The organism is Mycobacterium sp. shizuoka-1 (assembly GCF_002723835.1).
Classification (GTDB): domain Bacteria; phylum Actinomycetota; class Actinomycetes; order Mycobacteriales; family Mycobacteriaceae; genus Mycobacterium.
Genome location: NZ_BEWG01000136.1, coordinates 1 through 18,581, shown reverse-complemented (window position 1 = coordinate 18,581; position 18,581 = coordinate 1). Strand labels below are relative to the sequence as shown.

The following is an 18,581-nucleotide window of genomic DNA, read 5'->3' as shown; positions in this document are numbered from 1 at the left end:
GTTGCATTGTGTGCCCGATAGGCACACAATGGAGGGCATGGCTACGAAGACGGAGCGGTTCGCGGTGCGCCTGACGGCTGAGCAGGACGCGCTGATTCGTCGTGCCGCCGAGGTGGAGGGGACGGATCTGACCAACTTCACGGTGACCGCGACGCTGGCGCATGCCCGCGACGTGCTCGCCGATCGCCGGCTGTTCATGCTTGACGCACCGGCCTGGTCGGAGTTTGTGTCGGTGTTGGACCGGCCGGTGTCGCACAAGCCGCGGCTGGAGAAGTTGTTCGCGGAGCCCTCGATCTTCGACGAGTGAGCGGCTACAGCGCGCCTCGACCGATCAGCGAGCACGATGTGGTCGCCGACTTCGACAGCGGTGAGCCCACCCTGGATGAGTACCTGCGGGGCCGCGCCCTGGCCAACCACGTCGAGGGTGCCTCCCGGTGTTTCGTGACGTGCCGGGACGGCCGCGTTGTCGGGTTCTACGCGCTGGCCTCGGCGGCGGTGGAACGCGCCGGCACACCGGGACGGGTGCGGCGCAACATGCCCGATCCGGTGCCGGTGATCCTGTTGTCGCGGCTGGCGATCGACCGCAAGGAACAGGGCCAAGGGTTGGGCGCGCAGCTGCTGCGGGACGCAATTATCCGCGCGGTGGCGGCTGCGGAGATCATCGGCGTGCGGGCACTGCTGGTGCACGCGCTGCACGAGCAGGCGCGGGCGTTCTACGCGCACTTCGATTTCGAGCCGTCACCGACCGACCCGCTGCACCTGCTGCTGTTGATCAAAGAAGCCCGCGCCCTAATCGAACCGACGCCGAGGTAAAGCGGCCGATGCCCGACGACACGGAGAACACACCGGGGGACCGGCGCTGGCGATCAGCAGAGACCTTCCAGGGGTTTCTCGACCACATGGACGAGTTCCGGCGCTCACCGGAAGGCCAGCAGCTCCAGGCCGATCAACAGGCCGCCGAGGCCGACCTGCGAGCGTGGCTGGCCGATCAGCCGGGCGTCGTCATCGGCCGCCACGGTGGTCAGGTGCCCGAGCAGTGGGAAGGCCAGGTCGACGGGCACAGCTTCTACTTCCGCGAACGGGGCGGGGACTGGGACATCGAACTGGACCTGCACGAGCAGCAGCCCGGCATCACCAGGGGAGACCTCATCGCCACCGGCACCACCGCCGCCGAGGGCTACGGGGAAACCCTTCGAGAGCGGGCGGCGTTCATCGTCACCACGATCCGCGACCATCTGCGGCACGCGCGGACCGCCGAGGCCGCCGCCAGGCCGGACTATGCCTACCGGGTCGAGTGGTCGCCCGCGGACAACGAATTCGTGGGCCTGGTCGCCGAATTCCCCTCGCTCTCTTGGTTGGCGCCGACCGAGGACGAGGCGCTGCGCGGCATCATCAAAGTCGTCCAGCAGATCCTGACCGATGATGACCACGACACCGCCGGTGGTGGACTCCGATGACCGAGGGGAACGGCGCCACCGAGGTTGCTGGGAGTCTGCGGGCCTAGACAACGGAAGCCTCCGGGTTGGCAGACCTGGAGGCTGTGTCCGATCAAGCTGGCACTCGGTTCGGACCGGGGCGGCTAGCCCCATTTCCCATCCCCGATGGGTTGTCTTGGAGACGATTCCAACGATATCTCGCCATGGCTGCCGTACCGATCGACACGCCGCGCCAGGCGGAACCGAGCGCGAGCAGCGCTGCTGCCCCGCGCCGTGCAACGGGGCCGGAAATGCGAACGTGATCTATGCAGGGGCCAGGTCCAGGGTGGATCCAGGCGCCCACATGCCCGCGATCGCGGTACGGAGTGCACGCAGCGCGCGGACGTCATCCTCGTTGTAGCCGGTGAGAGTGTTCCACGCGCTTCGATCCCCGGAGCGGGCGGCATCGATCCAAGCGTGGGTGTCGGCGCCGGTGGCGCCGGCGGTGCGCCATTGTGCGCCAGCGGCGGGAGCCAGCTGTTTGAGGCTGTATCCAGCGGGCCCGTAGAAGTTGGGACGGATAGTGTCGGTGAGGACGTCGACGGCTCGATCGAGGATCGTGTCAGCGGCCGGGCCGAGGATGCGCCGTAGTTGACGGGGTTCAGTGGAGCCGTAGTGAAACCACACCGCAGTGCTGTCGTCGTGGTTGGCCACTTGCTTGGTGATCCAGTCCAAAAACTGTGTGGCTAAGGCATATTCGTCGAAACCTGCGGTGGGAGATCCGAAAGAGTAATAAGTCGGTTCGGTGGTCGAGGTGCTCAAAAGCGCTCCCCACAGGTACACCCTCCCGTCGCGGTCGAATTCGCAATCCACGTCGATTTCGACGGCGGCGACGGTCACCGATTGGGTGTCGGTGGTTCGGATGAGGCGCGTTGTAGTGGGGGCGGGGAAGGCCAAGTCGATGGCGGCCACGGGAACGGTGGCGTCGTCGTCGACGCCGAGTAGCGCGCCGACAAGTGAGTCGAGTCGTTGACCCGCGGAACTGCTGGTGAGGTGTCTGCGGATGTCACGGCGGATGGTGACGAAGTTGTCCGATCGGAAGGACATTGCGCTTATCTGAGCGGCCAGTTCACTTGCCAGCGCGGCGATTTCGGTGTGGATCGGATCGTCAGTGTCGTAGGTGGGGATCGGCAGCCTCCAGACCGCCTTGTCGATGTCACGCTCGTCTTTGCCGTACGACATGAGAGGCCGGACCAGCTCCGTAAGGCTGGGGGCGTTCAAGATTCCGACGAGGTAGTGGCCCTCGGCCTGGGTCGATACCGCTGTCCAGTACAACTTGTGGTCGATGACGGACGCATGATCGGTTATTAGAGCGGCGGCGACGTGCATGCCAGACTTGGTATACACCACACGAATTGGTGGGATGGGCAGCTGCTGAGTGAGCGTGCGCATGTAGTCAAATCGCTCGGTCAGGGTCAGCTTGGATTTGCCATGGGTGGCCCAAAGGTCTTCTCCGGCCCGCACCCATGCCGCCAAGCCAGGATAGGCATCGATCTTCGGGTTCTCGCCGTCGAGCATCTCTCCCGCGCGAGTGAGAGGGAGGACGAACTGTTCGGGATCTTGGGCATGGAATGGCACGATTTGTTCACCGAGAAGGGTGGGCCAGACGAATTCCGACTCCACGATGCCGGTCAAGGCAGGCAGACCCTTCCAAGGCTGCTTTTCGGTGGCGGAGCGCTTCGATTGCACTGCGAGTCGACCGGTAGGCACACCCAACCCGGTGGTAAGCCCCGGCTCGACGCGACACAACGTTCTCGGAACCAAGGTCGCTCCTTGGCTGAAGCGTGCGGCGTAGGGGGAGCGTTCGTCGTCTTCGGAACCCACACTGAGTTCGCCGAGGTGTTGGCGGAGTTGGGTTGCGGTCTCGACGTGGGCGTGGCGGTGCGGTGCGCGGCCGGTCCACACCAGCGCCGTGGTCGGCATCGGCCTGGCGGCGGCGGTGCGGGTGCCAAAGACGACTGCGGAGCTTCGAGGAAACAGGTGGGGTCGGATGCGGCGCAAATCCCAGCTGGGGGTGAAGGCGACGTGGGCGCCGTCGAACTGGCCGCGCCGGAATCCGGCCCAGTATTCGCGGTCCACCACTGAGTTGGGGACGACGAACGCGAAGCTGCCGCCGGTCTTGAGGTAGCGCTCGACGGCGCGGGCGATGAACAGCCCGGCGAGGTCCTGGTGGGTGGCGGTGGTCTCGTTGTGCCAGAAACCGCGGTCGGTGGCTAGGGACTTGAAACGTCGTTGCATGGCGGCGGTCATATACCGGTAGGACAGCCACGGCGGATTTCCGACGAGAATGTCGACGCGGTTCTCATCGCGTCCCAACCAGGCGGGGCGGGCCGCGTTTCGGATGTAGTAGCTCCAGATGTGGTTGCGGCCGGCCTCGTGCAGCTCCTTGAGCCGGACGAAGTTGGCGTTGAGGGCGGGTAGGTCGGCGGCAGCGAGCGCCAGCCGGCGCACCGTGCCTTCACTGAGCCGGTTGGTTGCCTTACCCGCGGCCCGACCGGACTCATCGACCAGTGCCTGCACCAGATCGTCGAAGCTGGCGCTGTTGGCCAGCAGGTGGTCGGCGAAGCGCAGTTCCCCGGACAGCAGCTGATCACCTGTGTCAGTCGGAATCACCAGGTAATCGACGGTGAGCAGATCTTCACGCTGATCCCAGCCCAGCGAGTCTCCGAGGTAAACCGGCACCGATAGGCTGCCCCGTTCGCGGGCGTTGAGCCGGTCCCGGCCAAGTGCGAGTAGGTACGTGACCCGCGCCAGCGCGACGGCGACCGGGTGCAAGTCGATCCCGATCACTTGTGAGGAGACTTGCGTCATCGCATCAGCCAGACTGACCCCGGACGCGTCCGCGGCTGCCAAGAAGCGGCGCACGGCATAGAACAGGAACGTTCCTGAACCGCAGCTGGGATCTAGTACCCGCTGGTTGAGCGGGTCGGTAATTGTCTGGGCGACAACGCGATTGGCGAGCCAGTCCGGAGTGTAGTACTCGCCGAGTGCCTTACGGGTTTGCGCCGATATCACCGATTCGTAGAGCACTTTGAGCACGTCGTGTTCGACAGCCGACCAGTCGAAGCGGGCCAGGCGGCGCGCCAGTGAGGTGATGTAGCCCTCGCCGCCGGGGACTTCGAGCACCCAGTCGAAGAAGTCCCGGTCCACGACCCCGTGCAGGCCGGCGACGGCGAACTGATCACCGGACAGCAGCGTTGCTGGCGCGAGATCCTCAGCCCGCAGGCCCAGGACAAGGTGGGCGATGATCTCGGCGGAGTTGACCAGCAGGGTGTGTTCGAGAAACAGCTCGTCGCTGTCGGTGAATTGGGTGCCCAGGGCGCCACGCAGCAGCTTGACCCATAGTTCCCTTTTCAACCGAACCGTAGGCAGGTCTTTGCCGTCGGTATAGATCGCGGCCAGTGTCGAGTAGTCCAAGGCATGTGAAGAGCTGGAGGCGCCCAGGCGCTCGGCGATCTCGTTCGGCGTGGGGCGAATCGACCGGCGGGTCGCGAGCACCCCTTCGAGCCAGCCCAGCAGTTCCTCGGCGCCGGCGTCTCCCGGGGTAGTGATGATCTGGGTGGCTTCACGAAGTTCACCGTCGACTTCGTGGTAGGCCAGCCACAGCCGGCCGTCGGTGAGGATGCCGACGTAGCGCTGGCCCATCTCCGCTGAGCGGGTCGTTACGTAACCGGTCAGTTGTTGCCGGGCCGCGGTGATTGCTGCCGGCGTTGATAGTGAGCGCTTGACCTCGATGACGGTGCAGCCCACCTCCACGTCGATCCGCCGACCATGACCAGCAGGGGTTTCCAGGTCGACGTTGAGGTCACGTTCGGCCAGGCCCAGTTCGGGATCCAGGAGCAGCATCCGTACATCGGACTGGATGGTGGCCTCACTGCGGACGGCATCACTTTTGTTGATCAGCCGATCCATCAGCGCACCGCGCGCCCCGCCCACCGCCGTTGCTGCCATGCTCCGCAACGCTACAAGGAGGCTGGTCAGACGTGACGCAGCCTCGCGGAGGGCTAGCCACGTACCAGTGGGTCAGCCGGTCGCGGTGTTCTGGCGCCACTGCCGTACCGCGACAATCACCTCCGAACGGGTGATACGTCGATCGCGGAAGCGGACGTAGAGCGTGTCCATCCGTGTATCGACGCGCCCGCTGTAGCCGAGCCGCAGGCCCGCCTCACCCGGGGTGATGCTCGCGCTGGACAGCTCGGCGGCTAGGTGAGGCCGCTGCCCGCCGCTGAGCCGGATCCACTCGATGACGATGGGGTCCTCTCCAGCGAGGCCGTCGAGACGCGCGGCTGTCCACCGCAGATGCATCTTCTCGGCCTTCTTCAACTCCCACCCGAAGCACTCCCCGTTGGGGTGAAGGTGCTCAGGACGCTGAGCGATGACCTCATCGAGCAGCGCCTGCAGGACCGGCGGACGCCACCGGCCGGTCTTCGACGTGGCGGACTTCTGGTGGTGGAGTGGCGGTTCGGCCTTGACCCGTGCCAGGGCTTGGGCGAACGTCTCTCCGGGCGGCTCAGTGGGGAGGGCCAGGTCGGCGGAGTCTCCGTAGAGGGCCGGTTCCAGAGAGTGCTCGGGATCGGCCGGGGGATCAGCGGCGGCGAAGTCGCGACGAATGGCCCGCACCACCGGGGCCTCGATGGTGCTCATCGCTGACTTGACCCATTCGCCGCGTCGGCGTAGCTCGTCGATAAGTCGAGCTGGGGGCCAGCCCAGCTCCTTGGCGAGTTCATGGACGCGCATCGTGTGCTTGGGCGGAGGGTCTAACCTCATGGATGTTCCTGACTTCAGACGCGGGGACACTTTCGCTGGCCCGCACCGCTGCAACGGTGTGGGCCAGCACTATTTTCTCCTCGGACCCCGACGGGACGTTATGTTTGACAACACTTAAAAGTCTCTAGGCAACACTTAGAATCAGGCGGTGTCGCGGGGACCTGGAGCGCTGCAACGGCAGATTCTGGGTGCACTGTGGTCTCGCGGAGAATCCGACTGCTACGACATCAGGGCGCTGTCGGACCTGTTCCCCGAGTATTTCTTAGAGGAGTGCACCACGCTGCATGCGCGGTGGCGTTGGTACACCATCGATCTCCTCGATGTGGTTGCTTTCGGAGATCCACGTAGTGATCGCGTGAGTGCGCACCGGGCGGTGCGCTCCCTGGCGCGAGCCCGCCGGCTACAGATCGTGGATCGATGTCCGTATGACGACCCCTTCCTCGCGCAAGTCGACTACTACGGCCACCAGTTCGGCGGCCTCGACCTCGCGGAGATCGGCCAGTACGCCGACCCGCGGTGGCCCGGCAGACAGGGCCGACACCTGTGGTTCCGTCTACCGCCTCCGATCACCGACCACGTTCCCGACGACGATCAACTGATCCGGCTGGAGCTGCTACAGGAGGGGTTCATCCCCGAGGCGCTCGATGAGTTCATGGGCACCCTCGACCGGAGCGCGGCCTGGCGCTCCGACACCGGCCAGTACCTGCGTTGGTTGTTCTGCGGACCGAGTGCGGGCAGCTAGTCCTCCTCGAAGAACCGGGCGGCGGCCTCGCGGATACGGCTGAGACGCGGTACGCGGCAAAGCCGCGTGGTGGCCGACGTGACGGGCCAGTTTTGTCGACGCTGCGGCCTACGCTCTGCCCATGGCGGTTGTTCCCGTTCAGTGCTGGATGCGCACGTTCAAGGTCGAGTACACCGGCGGCGCTGCGTCGGCGTTCGTGATCAACCACCAAGACCGGCAGTGGCTGATCACGGCCAAGCACGTGGCTGACGCCGCGGTCCACAACGGCGTCGCTGCCCTCACCCTCACTGGAGAGAACGGGCTCGACGTCGGGCTGTCGGGGCCTTTGGCGCCGGTCCCGCTGGTCGAGGCCGGACCGGACATCGCGGTGTTCGACCTTGGAGGTAGGAAGATCGTTCGCGACGACATGACGCTGGTGCCGTCCGCTGAAGGGGTGGCACTCAGCCAGGAGGTGTTCTTCCTCGGGTTTCCGCTGACGGGCACTCTGCCCCTGATGGGCCGGCTGCCTGCGGTGAGGCGCGGAATAGTCTCGCAGCGGGCGCACCTGAATGGTGTCGCCGCCTGGATCATCGACGGCCACAACCTGCCCGGGTTCTCCGGCGGCCCGTTGGTGTTCGCCAACGGGGGCGGCACGGGCTCGACGTGGCACGTGCTCGGCGTCGTCAGCGCCTACTGGTTGCACCGGATCGATATCGAGGTAGCGGGCGCCGACCTGCCGGACGGCGTCAGCTTCACAGTGCCCACCAACGCCGGCCTGGTTGTCGTCTACGACATCAAGCACGCGGTCGACGCGATCGATGCGTTCGTGAACGCAGGGGTCTGATCACCATGACGCATCCCGGCCCTGCGCGTAACGGACAGAGCGTGGTGGGTGTGGAAGCGCGGTACTCGTACTCACCGGAGCGGAATCGGCTACTGCTGCTCTCGTTGGTACAGGTATGGGGCAAAAAGTGCTACTGGTGCAAAATGCCGAAGACGTTCCGGGACTTGGAAATCGACCACATTATCCCGCTCAATCCCCGCAGCAGGGCGGATGATCTGGACTTCGATGCCGACAGTGCGGAGAACCTGGCGCCGATTTGCGGTCCCTGCAACAAGGAGAAGAGCAACGGTCAGTTCGACGACGCCCCGCGCGTGGACGCCATGCGCAAGGCCGCGGTGTCGAACGCGCCGAAGGTCCGACGGAACCTGGAGGGCTTCTACAAGAACGATGCCGTCGTGAAGGCTTTGCTCGCGGTCACCGCGGCGGACTTGGCGAGTCCTGATGTCGCCGAGGCGATCACAGCGTTCGGGTTGGCGATCATGCCGATCTTCCGGGAAAGTTTCCCGAACATCTTGACCGCGCCATACGTCCGGGATTACACGGTCCGGCATCCGACGACGATTCGGGGGCGAAAAGTCGAACTGCCCGAGGAGCGGTCCACCGCCGAGTTCGACGCCCACGGACAGCGTGCGCTGGTGATCCTTGAGGACGTAATGGGCATCTCGATGGTCGACGCGATCGACGCTGTACGCCAGTCCATCGGAGACGACATCGAAGAACAGGTCGACAGGTGGCTCCGCAACGGAATGGACGGGCGGTACGCGAGCGCCTCCCGCGACGAGCGTCCGAGTGCCAACCCGATCGGGATCTCCGTGTCCGAGCTGCGGTACGAAGACGGCAGCGTAGTCCTTTCCGGGGAGTTCGACGGAACCTTCATCGCAGAGATCGAGGAGTACGACCCCGATCCCGAACGGTGGACCTCCTATCGGAGGGCTGACTTCGACTTCACCGGAGATTTCCAGGTGACGTTCACCGGCGCCGATGTCGCCGATGTGTGGGTAGATACGGCCGAGCCCTACGAGAACGAGTGGCGCGGCCGGGCTGCGATGATGCGGTTCTACGACGATTAGGTGGTCCCGCGCGGATCATCTTCGGGCGCAGCGGCCACCACTTCTAGACCCCCGATGGGGGTGCTATTCTTGAGTCGGAAAACGTGCTCACAGGATGAGCCGTTATTGAAGCAAACGCTCCGACCAGGTGTCGGGGCGTTTGGCTTTTGTAGGGTCTGGAGATGCCGCAGCGCATCACGGCCTTGCTTCCGTCGGCGAGGTTGCAGCCCTACTGGGACTTCTGGACGGCGGGTGGCGTTACGCCGCCGCCGAGTGCTGATGCGATCGCCGCGCTGTACGTGTGGCAGGTGGGGATGTGCTCGGCCTGGTACGAAGTGCTGGCCTATGTCGAGATGATCGTGCGGCACGCCCTCGATACTGAGTTACGCAGGTGGAACGCTGCGCAGGGCAATGGCCCGGAGTGGTTGACCAACCCGGCGGCACCGCTGGGTCGGATCCTGGGACGGCGTGTGCTGAGCGATTTGCAGGCTGCGGCCGCCCGTGCAGAGCGGGGTCGAGCGATGGCGGATCCCCATTTCGGTCCGCACCCCCGGCAGGGGGTTCCGATCGGTCATGACGATCTGGTCGCCCAGCTGACGTTTGGCAATCTGGTGCACCTGCTGCCCAATGACCCGCCGACTCAGCTGAGCCGCCAGCGGTTCGCTTCGGGGCTTTCCAGGCATGAGCAGTTGTGGATCAACGCGACGAGCGCAGCATTTCCGAATCTGTCGACGGTGTGGCAGAACAGGCGGTGGTCACGGTTCCCGCCGGCGCACCCCGTTCCAACAACGGTAGAGCAGGGTTATGCGCTGAGTGCAGCACTGGAGAGGTTGCGGCGCGTGCGTAACCGGGTCGGGCACCATGAGCAGATGTTCCGAGTGCGACACAATCACCGGCATACGGATGCGATGTTGATCGTGCGGTCCGTGTCGTCGGCAGGCTCTGAGGCGGTCCGGGATTTGTCCCGCGTGCCGGCCCATGTAGCCACTCAACCGCGTCCGTGATGATCGAGGTCAGAACCTTGAGTAGAACGTGTTCGGCTTCACGTTGAGGCACCGAACACACCGGGACGCGGGTGTCCCGGTGTGTTCGTACGTGGCCCTAGCCGCGTTCGGTGACGGTGGTGCGGGGATGGCGCGCGGCGGTGGCGGGTGTGACGTAACGTCCGGTGACCGCGCTGCGGTGACGGGTGCCGGAACTGCGGTTGCGGCCGCTGCCGCGTTCGGTGACCGTGGTTCGCGGGTTGCGCACTGCGGTGGATCGACGGACGTACCGGCCGGTGACGGCGCTTCGACTTCTGGCCATGATGGTGATCTCCTTCTTTGTTGCGGATTACTTCATCGGCCCGGTGACCCGCGCCAGTGGGGCGGGACCGGACATCTCTGGTGGTGGATCTGAAGAGGGTGGTTATGCCGAACGGCGTTGCTGCTCAGCCTTTTTGAGTTTGAGGAACTTGCGGCGTACGGTTTCGCCTTCTCGGGCGTCGCGGCCGGACATGATGGCGGCGTCAGCCCAGGTTCGGGCACCGTCGCAGAATCTGGCCATCACGATCTCCTGCTCGATGGGAGACAGGGGTTCCAGGACGCGTTTGAGGACGGGGTGTGCGATGGGCTGGCGTTTGGGGGTGAACTCCGATGCCCGTAAGCGGTCCATCGGAGTGGTGGGGGTGTCGCCGTCGCTGTCATGGGCGGCGCGATCGGGCTCATCCAGCGAGGCGATCGTGCGGCCGCGCCTTCTGGTCTCGGTGAGCGGCACCCACAGGCCGTGCTGGTAGGTGACGATCTTGCGGAGGGGATCGACGGGGTCGTAGTCCGCGTCGAATGCGGTGCCAACAGGGGGAAGCCAGGCGTCGTCGAGGAGTGCCGAGGCGACGGCCTCGATGCGGGCGTCGGTGGGGTGCCACTTGTAGCCCAGGACGCGGCGCATGAAGTCGATGACTGCCCGGCGTACCGCGTCGCGGTCGGTGTCGTTGATCAGGGCGTCGCGGGTCATGAGAGCTAGGTGCAGGGCCTTGCTTGCGAGTCGGTGGCCGAAGTCCGACAGCACGGTCCAGCCGTGCATCAAGTCGGTGATCTGCGTTGACCACATGCCGGCGGCCGACTGCACGACCGGCACCAGGCGGGTGAACTCGTCGATTCTGGTCTGCAGGTTGCGCAGTGCGGGGGAGATCAGGTCGTCGAGCGCGTGGTAGGACCTGTTGAGGTCGAGCATCGTGCGGGCCGCGGCGCTGATGGCGTCGTGCATGCCGGTATTGACCGCCGAGGCGGTGCCGACAACGTTGGACCAGGCTGTCATGTCGACGCGGGGGACTGCGGAGTCCAGCCAGCCAGTGAGGCTGCCGGGGCCGGTGGCGATGGCGCCGGGATAGCGGCTGTAGCCGCGGGCGAGGGGTCCGGTGCGATCCAGCTGGGCGATGCTCTCAAGGGCGCGGGTGAACGCTTCCCCGGCGCCGCTGATGCCGCGCAGGTAGTTGTCTGCGACGCCGCAGCCGGCCATGAGGGCGTCGATGCCCACCACGTCACGGGTGTGACCGAGGTTATAGCGGCTGGCGTCGAACTGTCGGCCAATGTCGAGCTTCGGCATCGGGAAGTCGATGGCGGGCAGCTTCGGCATGGGGAAGTCGATGGCGGGCAGCTTCGGCATGGGGAAGTCGATGGCCGGCAGCTCGAACTGGGGCGTGAACTGGTGCCAGTTCGGTGATCCGACCGAGCCGTTCAGTGCGGTGATGGCCTTGGCGAGCCCGTCGATGGCCAAGGGGTTGCCTGCCTCGATCGCCGCCGCAGCGAGGTCCACGAGTCGATCGGTCGGTGAGCCTTCGGTGCCGTGAACGGGCTGGTCGATGCTGGTCTCGTCGTCGGCCGCCGGGCTGGCGGGAACGTCGTCTTCGTCGCGTTCTGACATTGGATGGAACCTCCTGCTGGATGTAGGCGAGGCCAAGATTTCTCGGCCCTCTACTGTTCAGGCGGCTCGTCCGGACGAATCGACACTAGTGTGATGGACATCACATCACCGTCTGTCGCTGTGGAGTTGGCATGCGCGTCGACCCGGTTCTGACTCTAACTTGCAACCCTGACGAACAGCGGTTTCACGGCTAGGGGTCTCGGACGGTGGGGTTGTGTCCGTGGTCGGCGTTAACGGATGTGGGTGGGTACCAGCGCAGTTCGTAGTGCCAGTCGATTCCTTGGACGCCGTGCAGGGTGCCGATGACTTTGCCGTTGGTGTCGCGTTCGGCGATGCGGACGCGGTGCCAGTGGGCCTTGCGGATGTGTGCTGGTAGGCGTCGACCGCTCGGAGAGGAGATGCCGCTGGTGCCGGCGGTGGAATCTGTCCCATTGGTATCGCCGGTGGGTGGGGGGACTCGGTGTTGGCGCAGGGCCGCTCCGGTGCGCCATCCGAGGTTGCCGATGTGGGTGGTCTTGATGTGATGGGGCCGGGCGATGTGTTCGGGCGGCGGCCAGTCGAGTTCGGGGTCGGTGGCGGCGGTGTAGAGCAGCAGCGACAAGGACAGGGTGATCAGCGTGGGGAGTTCTCGGCCTTGTGACTGTCCGAAGTCGGTGGCCATGGAAACCGAGCTGTCGATGAGCCCGGACAGGGTGGTCTCCTGGTCGGCCAGGTCGCCGCGCAGCTGGAAGGACACACTCTGCAACCGAGGCCGGGGGTCCCCGTCCTCTTTGAACACCCAAATACAGCGCACGCCGTCCGATCCGGGGATCTCGACGTAGTGGGTGATCTGGGCGCCGTCGAGCTGCCAGCGGTCCTCGCTGGGTTGGGCCGGGGTGGACAGGTCTAGTCCGGGTGTTCCGGCGGCGTCGACGGCCCGGATGCCGGTGGCGAGCATGCCGGTGTAGTGACACATGCGGGTGCCGTCGTGCAGGGAGAGGGGTTCGGCGAGGCTGTAGGCGATGGCGTTGAACGGGAATCGGTCGATCCAGTCGGGGACCAGCTCGACGTCGGTGTGGGAGTCGATCAGGGCAGCGGCGAAGTCACCGTCGACCCGCAGGACCACCGGGCTGGTGTTCCACCGAGTCATCATCGCCGCAGCTGCGGCACCTGCCCATCGGCCGGCGGGTCCGCGGGTGCCGCCGCCGCTGGCCCATAAGCGCAATCCAGCCACGACGTCCGCGGCGTCGTCGACCTTGATGTGCCGCTTGCTGCGGCGGTCCAACCGCGCGCGTTTGCCCATGGCCGCCATCTTTCACCCCCGCTCAGACGTCCTCGGTTTGCCAGCCATCCGCTGATGGGGGGTAATCGGTTGGCGTCGCCCACCAGGGCGCGGGTGTGGGGGTAGGCGTCCTGATCATGTGTGTGGCAAATATGCGGCATGGCTGTCGACCGGGAGCCGTGATCTTCCGCGTAACCGTTGCCTTGCAGCGCTTTTCGGTGTTTGGATTGGGCATGGGGAAGATGACGTGATGGGCACGGCAGCGAAACATTTTGGACGAGGTGTGCGGGTGGCACCTACAGTGCAGGACTTTGCACTACTATGCGTGCATCGGACCAAAAACATTAGCCCAACTAATGTATTGGTCTGATGAGAATTTCCTCCCGGCCGGTATCGGCCGGTCAGGCACGACAGAGAAAGGCTCCATCCCATGTCACAGCGTCTTTTCAAGCGGCCTGAGCGCCGTTCGGATCCGGTGGACCGACTGGATCAGCAAATTTCGATCGGGTTCCTGCCGATCATCGCCGACTTGCTTGTGGTCGTGGCTCGTGCGCGCGGGACCACGACGTCGAAGTTGCTCGGTGAGACGGTGTCGGAATTGGTGATCGAGGCCGAGCGCAATCCCGACGTCATCAACAAGGAGTTGCGTTCCTACGCCCATCGCTTGCCGGCGGTGGTCGCCGGCGATCGGGCCCTCCATGATCCCAGTCCTGCGCCGCGACATGGTCCGAAACCGCGCTATACCAAGCGGTTGTCCGCCTACGTCAGCGAGGACATGTCGGCACGACTTGATCGGTTGTGCGCCGATACTGGCATCGGTCGCGCACGGATGATGCGGATGGCTGTCGACAAGTACCTCTTCGAGGAGCTCGTCAACGCCAACCTCCGGAATTTCCACCCAGTCCATAGCCACTGACGCAGCCCTCGCCCCGAGGGGCGAGGGCTGGCCGGCGGGCCACTGCTTTGGGTCCCGTTCCTCCGCGCAGGGTGCGCAGGAGGGGCGGGACCCTTTGCGTTCCTGGGCAATAGGGAGAGTCTCGTTTTCTACTGACGAGTAGTGCAAAGTAGGTTTTGCGATGTACAGTCTTGGGTACCCTCGCCGTCCGGGTCTGTTGGTGGCCCCGGTGCTGACACGGTGCAGGCTCTTGGGAAAGGACCCCCGTGATGGCCCGAAACTCTGATGACACCAGCTTCAACGACGAGGATCGCGTGCCGTCGTGGCACCCGGATCACTCGGTGGAATCTCTGATCAACTTGGTGCGAACGGGCCGGGTCGAGAAGGTGGCGCTGGTGGGGGCCGGCGTCGTGGGTGCGCTGACGGCGCACTTCGTGTTGATGGCCGCTCGCGAGGTGGGACGCGAGGTGCGCATCGTGCTGATCGACGACGGTCGCGGAGGGGCCTCGGACGGGTCGGGTGCCTGGCACATGCCGTTCGCCAACCCCGACACCCGCGTGGCGACGTGGGCTCGACGGTCGTTCGTCGAGTGGCCGGAGATCCTCGGCGAGGCGGGTCTGAGCGGGTTCCGCGAGGCCATGCCCAGCCTGTTCGTCTCGCGGCTGCAGGACGGTGTACCGGTTCCCGACGGTCACCCGGGCCGAGCGACCCCGATCGATCCCGCGGACTTCGACCTGCCGTTCTGGCATCGGGGGATGTGGATCGACGACGGCTCGGTGATCTCGTCGTGCACGTTGATGCCGCGTTGGCGCCAGGCGTTGGAGGCCGACCCGTCGGTGATCGTGGTGCGCAATCACGTGCGCGGCCCGGCTGATGTTGTGACGTTGTCGGAGACCTACGGCGTCGACGTGGTGGTGGTGGCCGCCGGCGCACGCACCCGATTCGTCATCGGTGAGGGCAGAGAAGGCGACCAACGCTTCGACGCCGACTTCGGCGTGCTGGTGCACGGTGAGCTGGAGGCGCTGCCCGAGATGTTCAAGCACGTCGTGGTGATGGACGAGGATCTCAACCACGAGTTGACGTATTCGATCCCGCACCTGAGATGCGGGCACGTCTGGTTCGGCGGAGTGTGCAACGAGATCCTCGATGAGGAGGCCGACATGGAGGACATCCTGGCGGCCAACCGGGATATCGCAGTGGCCCCGGACTTCGCTCGGGACCACTTGCTGGCGGTCCACGATCGCATCCGGGAGCGGATGCCGATGCTGGCGCCGGCGCTGCCGGCGGACCCGTTGGCACCGGGCAGCTACTGGTTCGGATTGCGTCCGAGGGCGTCGAAGGTAATCGCTGAATGGCAACTGGTGGGGAGTCTGCCGATGCTGGTGATCGGCGGTATGGGCGGTAGCGGGTTCACCATCGGCCCGGCCGTGGTCTCGGACGCGCTGCGGTTGCCGCTGCCCGAAGGTCACCAGATCCACCCAGGGAACACCCGCACCGAGGACTAGGACCCTCGTCGCCGCCGCCGAGGTTCACCACGCGCGGCATCGATCCTTCGCACCCCCGCTGCTTGCAGCGGGGGTGCGTTGTGCCGTGATGGCCGTTCATGGACGGGGGGTGCGGTCGTGGAGCTGGCGGACGACCTCGGCGGCGATGGGCGCGATGACGGCGATCCCGAGATGGACGGCGGTGGTGGTGGCCGGCCAGAGCGACGGGATGGCGATGGTCAGGACGACCAGCGCGGCCATGACCACGGTGAGGGTGATCAGAGGGTTGCGCCGAGGGGGGCGGTAGGGATGACGGGTCATGGTTAGTGGGGGCCCTTTCCAGGTGTTGGTGATGGGGGATACCTCTGTGGAGGTATAGGTCCGGGCGCGGCGATGACCCCACACGGGGTGCGGCGTCGGTGCAGGTCAGCGCGGTAGCCGGGGGGTGGCGAAAGTTTTTTCGTTCAGGCGTGGGGCGGCCGGTGGGGGACGACATATAAGGAGTCGTCTGAGTTGTTGGGGACGACGCGCGCAGCTTGCGAGCACGGAAGGCGCCGACGGCTTGGGTGAGTCCTTATGTGATGGACTCGTAGGTGTGTCGATGACGGAGTGATCCCGCCCGGTGGGTGAGGGGGTGTGTGTTCGTGGTGGCCGATGCTGCTGGTCGTGATGAGCCGCGCCCGGTGCGGGGTGATGACCTACAACATCAGTGGGCCCACGGTGGTGGGGATGTCGAGGCTCACGATCTCGACGGCGATCACGTGCACGACGATCTCGACGAGGAGTACCTCGATGACGTCGCCGGCGACGTCGAGGACATCACCGAGGTAGGGGTCACCGAGGCGGAGGTGCTCGACAACGTTCCGGTCGCCGACCGGGCCGAGGTGGAGCAGTTGGCCGAACGGGTGCGCCGGCATGCGGTGGATGCCGAGGTGTTCGCCGCGGTCCGCGCCGAGGGGTTCGAGGGCAAGCGGTGGGACCGGCTGGCGGAGGACTTGGGCCGCTACGGGTGGGCGGTGATGGCGGCGTGGTTGTTCACCGGCTACGTGTTCGTGAAGGTCAACCAGATCGGGCGGCCGTTGACACCGACTGATGCGGAACTGGCCGAGTTGGCTCGGGACGCGGAGGTGCGCGAGGAACTGTGCATCGAGACCGTGGCGCGGGCGGTGAAGACTTTCCGCGATCAGGCGATCGCCGACCGCGGGTGGAGTCCGCAGGGTGGAGCGAACTTGACGACGTTCTTCGTGGGGGCGTGCGTGCAGGCGTTCAACAACGAGTTCCGTCGGTGGTGCCGCCTTGAACGGCGGTGGGGTCCCAACCAGGTGGCCGATCCTCAGGTACTCGCCGAGCATGGCGGCCGGTTGGCCGAGGTGAGTCGCGGACCGCACGTGTTCGCCGAGCCGGCCCGCGCGGCTGCTGATGGGGATCACTTCGAGCGGGTGCTGACCGAGCTCAGTGACACCGAACAGGTGATCGTGCGGTTCACCGATGCCGGGTATGCGCAGAAGGAGATCGGCGAGATGCTGGGGCTGACCGAGCGTGCGGTGGAGGCGCGGTTGTATCGGTTGCGCCGCAAAGACATTCGCGGAGCGATGAGGAGGCACAGCGATGGTTGACCAGGCAGCCGGTGACCAGGACCGGCGCGGAGCGTCCCCGGAGACGATCGCCGATGAGCGGTTTGAGCAATTGTTGGCGGAATCGTCGCTGGGTTCCTCAGGCGCTCGTGCCCTACGCGGGCGGGTCAGCGATGACCAGGCTGCGCGGCTGCGGCACCGTGTGGCAGAGGCGGATGCCGACGACCGGTACGCCGCGGCGGTGGATGAGGTGATGGGCCGGGAACGTCGACAGGCCACGGAAGCCCTGTTGGCCGACTTGGCCCTCAACCCCTTCGACCGCAAGATGCTCGTCCTGGCGATGAACGGGTGGACCTTCGCCGCGATGGCGAAAATCCTGGAGGTGACCATCCTGACGGTGCACCGTCGCTATAGGCGAATTTATAAGCTCGCATCGATGGTGGGAAATGGCGAGTCGTTGCTGCCGCCCCCGAGAAGACAAGGCCGTCCGGTGAAACCGGACGGCAAAAGATAGGGCAGCAGCCCGTCGGCATCGCGGTCGGCGCCGGCGTGGCTGTCGGCTGGCTTCCCGCTTCCCCTCCCCGCGGTCGCGTAGAACATGGGCATGGACGGGGACGGGGACGATCTGGCGGCGGTGACCGCCCTGCTGGGTTTCTTGCGCGCTGACGGTCTCACCACGCGACTGGCCGGTGTGGAGTCCGCCCTGGTGGGCTGCTCCGGTGCGGCGGGCGCCGGGGCAGCCGCCGACCGTGGGTTGACCGCCGAGCTGCTGGCTGCGGCGTTGACGGTGCGCTCGCAGGTGGGCAGGCTCAACGACGTGATCCACGCGTGCACGATCGCTGTGGCGCTGCCGCACATCCTCGAACCCGGCGAGCGGATCACCGTGCGACCCTCGCTGGGCGCCGGGAACGATCCTTCGCGGCCCTTCGACCTCGAAACCGACCGTCGCGTCGCCGAATTCAAGGTCGCCCAGTGGAAGGGCAAGGACACGATGCGCAAGCGCACCGTCGTCGCAGATCTCGTCCACCTGGCGCTCGACGACTCCGGGCGGCGCGCCCAGCTCTTCGTCGTGGGCGCCAGGCCGGGTGCGTTTCTGCGGGGCACGACCACGACGGTGAGTTGGGCGTTGGGCCGTTCGGCGCCCAGTACGCGGGAGCGGTTCGCGTCGAGGTTCGACCCGGCGATGACGATCGCGGAGTTCACCGCCGGCCCGGCGGCGCATGTGGACGTGATCGACCTCGGGCAGCTGCTGGCAGAACTCGCCGAGTGAACCCGCGGCCCCGCGGTACGGTAAGCGTCTCAGGTATTGGTGTCATTTGTTTATGTGGCAAATTTGGGGTGGTGTAAGTCGGGATCCATCGGCCGGGTACCCGACAGCGACCCGCCACGGTCGAGGCGAAGCCGAGACAGACTAGCCGAAAATTACTGCAATACAGTAAGTTTCATGGCATGGCCAATGGCGAAGCCATTACCACCTACGAACACCAAAACCATTGCAAGCAATGACAATAGACATACAAGCGATGGCCGCAGGCCATCCAGCCAACCCAATAAACTCGAAAACTGTTGTATAACAACAACACTCAACCACACACATAGGCGCCGAAGGC

Annotated in this window: 18 protein-coding genes and 1 pseudogene; 12 read left to right on the top strand and 7 right to left on the bottom strand. The window is 65.5% G+C overall.

Features of this window, described 5'->3' with window-relative positions; translation table 11 throughout:
- Position 1 precedes the first annotated feature (1 nt).
- The 3 genes and pseudogenes from MSZK_RS30870 to MSZK_RS30860 all read left to right on the top strand — a co-directional run.
- A pseudogene (locus MSZK_RS30870) lies at positions 2–307 on the top strand (DUF1778 domain-containing protein); the annotation flags it as partial.
- A complete protein-coding gene (locus tag MSZK_RS30865) occupies positions 304–813 on the top strand; it encodes a GNAT family N-acetyltransferase (protein ID WP_099252320.1) in 510 nt (169 codons plus the stop codon). The pseudogene MSZK_RS30870 and the gene MSZK_RS30865, both read left to right, overlap by 4 nt.
- Before the next feature lie 8 nt (positions 814–821).
- The gene (locus MSZK_RS30860) at positions 822–1,457 is read left to right on the top strand and encodes a hypothetical protein (protein WP_199203557.1); all 636 of its coding nucleotides are present in this window, start codon (positions 822–824) and stop codon (positions 1,455–1,457) included.
- Positions 1,458–1,739: 282 nt separating this feature from the next.
- Here MSZK_RS30860 and MSZK_RS30855 read toward each other — a convergent pair whose 3' ends face one another.
- Both MSZK_RS30855 and MSZK_RS33665 read right to left on the bottom strand, forming a co-directional pair.
- Complete coding sequence (locus tag MSZK_RS30855) at positions 1,740–5,426, bottom strand: N-6 DNA methylase (RefSeq protein WP_158230663.1); 3,687 nt, start codon at positions 5,424–5,426, stop codon at positions 1,740–1,742.
- A gap of 72 nt (positions 5,427–5,498) precedes the next feature.
- Complete coding sequence (locus MSZK_RS33665) at positions 5,499–6,242, bottom strand: translation initiation factor IF-2 N-terminal domain-containing protein (protein WP_099252319.1); 744 nt, start codon at positions 6,240–6,242, stop codon at positions 5,499–5,501.
- Positions 6,243–6,390: 148 nt separating this feature from the next.
- Between MSZK_RS33665 and MSZK_RS30845 the strand changes: the two genes are divergently transcribed.
- From MSZK_RS30845 to MSZK_RS30830, 4 genes are all read left to right on the top strand, one after another.
- On the top strand, positions 6,391–6,984 hold the full coding sequence (locus tag MSZK_RS30845) for a hypothetical protein (protein WP_142390042.1): 594 nt from the start codon (positions 6,391–6,393) through the stop codon (positions 6,982–6,984).
- Between the two features lie 121 nt (positions 6,985–7,105).
- Entirely contained in the window at positions 7,106–7,807 is a 702-nt protein-coding gene (locus tag MSZK_RS30840) for a trypsin-like peptidase domain-containing protein (protein WP_099252317.1), read from the top strand.
- 5 nt (positions 7,808–7,812) lie between these two features.
- Complete coding sequence (locus MSZK_RS30835; protein WP_099252316.1) at positions 7,813–8,877, top strand: HNH endonuclease; 1,065 nt, start codon at positions 7,813–7,815, stop codon at positions 8,875–8,877.
- Between the two features lie 161 nt (positions 8,878–9,038).
- Complete coding sequence (locus MSZK_RS30830) at positions 9,039–9,860, top strand: hypothetical protein (protein ID WP_099252315.1); 822 nt, start codon at positions 9,039–9,041, stop codon at positions 9,858–9,860.
- Between the two features lie 97 nt (positions 9,861–9,957).
- Here the strand turns inward: MSZK_RS30830 and MSZK_RS30825 are convergent, their stop codons facing one another.
- From MSZK_RS30825 to MSZK_RS30810, 3 genes are all read right to left on the bottom strand, one after another.
- Positions 9,958–10,161 carry a hypothetical protein gene (locus tag MSZK_RS30825; protein ID WP_065071637.1) on the bottom strand — a complete coding sequence of 68 codons (204 nt, stop codon included), beginning with the start codon at positions 10,159–10,161 and terminating at the stop codon, positions 9,958–9,960.
- Between the two features lie 102 nt (positions 10,162–10,263).
- Complete coding sequence (locus tag MSZK_RS33320; protein WP_233211611.1) at positions 10,264–11,757, bottom strand: hypothetical protein; 1,494 nt, start codon at positions 11,755–11,757, stop codon at positions 10,264–10,266.
- A gap of 190 nt (positions 11,758–11,947) precedes the next feature.
- Positions 11,948–13,039, bottom strand: a complete 1,092-nt coding sequence (locus MSZK_RS30810; RefSeq protein ID WP_099252314.1) for a hypothetical protein — start codon at positions 13,037–13,039, stop codon at positions 11,948–11,950.
- A 409-nt stretch (positions 13,040–13,448) separates the two neighbouring features.
- On the opposite strand from MSZK_RS30810, the gene MSZK_RS30805 reads away from it, so the two are divergent.
- A complete protein-coding gene (locus MSZK_RS30805; protein ID WP_099252313.1) occupies positions 13,449–13,934 on the top strand; it encodes a ribbon-helix-helix domain-containing protein in 486 nt (161 codons plus the stop codon).
- 248 nt (positions 13,935–14,182) lie between these two features.
- Positions 14,183–15,418, top strand: a complete 1,236-nt coding sequence (locus MSZK_RS30800) for an FAD-dependent oxidoreductase (RefSeq protein WP_099252312.1) — start codon at positions 14,183–14,185, stop codon at positions 15,416–15,418.
- Between the two features lie 96 nt (positions 15,419–15,514).
- Here the strand turns inward: MSZK_RS30800 and MSZK_RS32215 are convergent, their stop codons facing one another.
- Entirely contained in the window at positions 15,515–15,718 is a 204-nt protein-coding gene (locus tag MSZK_RS32215) for a hypothetical protein (protein ID WP_142390041.1), read from the bottom strand.
- Between the two features lie 326 nt (positions 15,719–16,044).
- On the opposite strand from MSZK_RS32215, the gene MSZK_RS30795 reads away from it, so the two are divergent.
- From MSZK_RS30795 to MSZK_RS30785, 3 genes are all read left to right on the top strand, one after another.
- The gene (locus tag MSZK_RS30795) at positions 16,045–17,013 is read left to right on the top strand and encodes an RNA polymerase sigma factor (protein ID WP_142390040.1); all 969 of its coding nucleotides are present in this window, start codon (positions 16,045–16,047) and stop codon (positions 17,011–17,013) included.
- Positions 17,006–17,485: a sigma-70 family RNA polymerase sigma factor gene (locus MSZK_RS30790; protein ID WP_099252310.1), complete on the top strand. Its 480-nt coding sequence runs from the start codon at positions 17,006–17,008 to the stop codon at positions 17,483–17,485. The genes MSZK_RS30795 and MSZK_RS30790 overlap by 8 nt, the downstream gene beginning before the upstream one ends.
- Before the next feature lie 90 nt (positions 17,486–17,575).
- Complete coding sequence (locus MSZK_RS30785; protein ID WP_142390039.1) at positions 17,576–18,241, top strand: PE-PGRS family protein; 666 nt, start codon at positions 17,576–17,578, stop codon at positions 18,239–18,241.
- A 152-nt stretch (positions 18,242–18,393) separates the two neighbouring features.
- Here the strand turns inward: MSZK_RS30785 and MSZK_RS33315 are convergent.
- A partial coding sequence (locus tag MSZK_RS33315) for a hypothetical protein (protein WP_233211610.1) occupies positions 18,394–18,581 on the bottom strand: 188 nt, incomplete at its 5' end.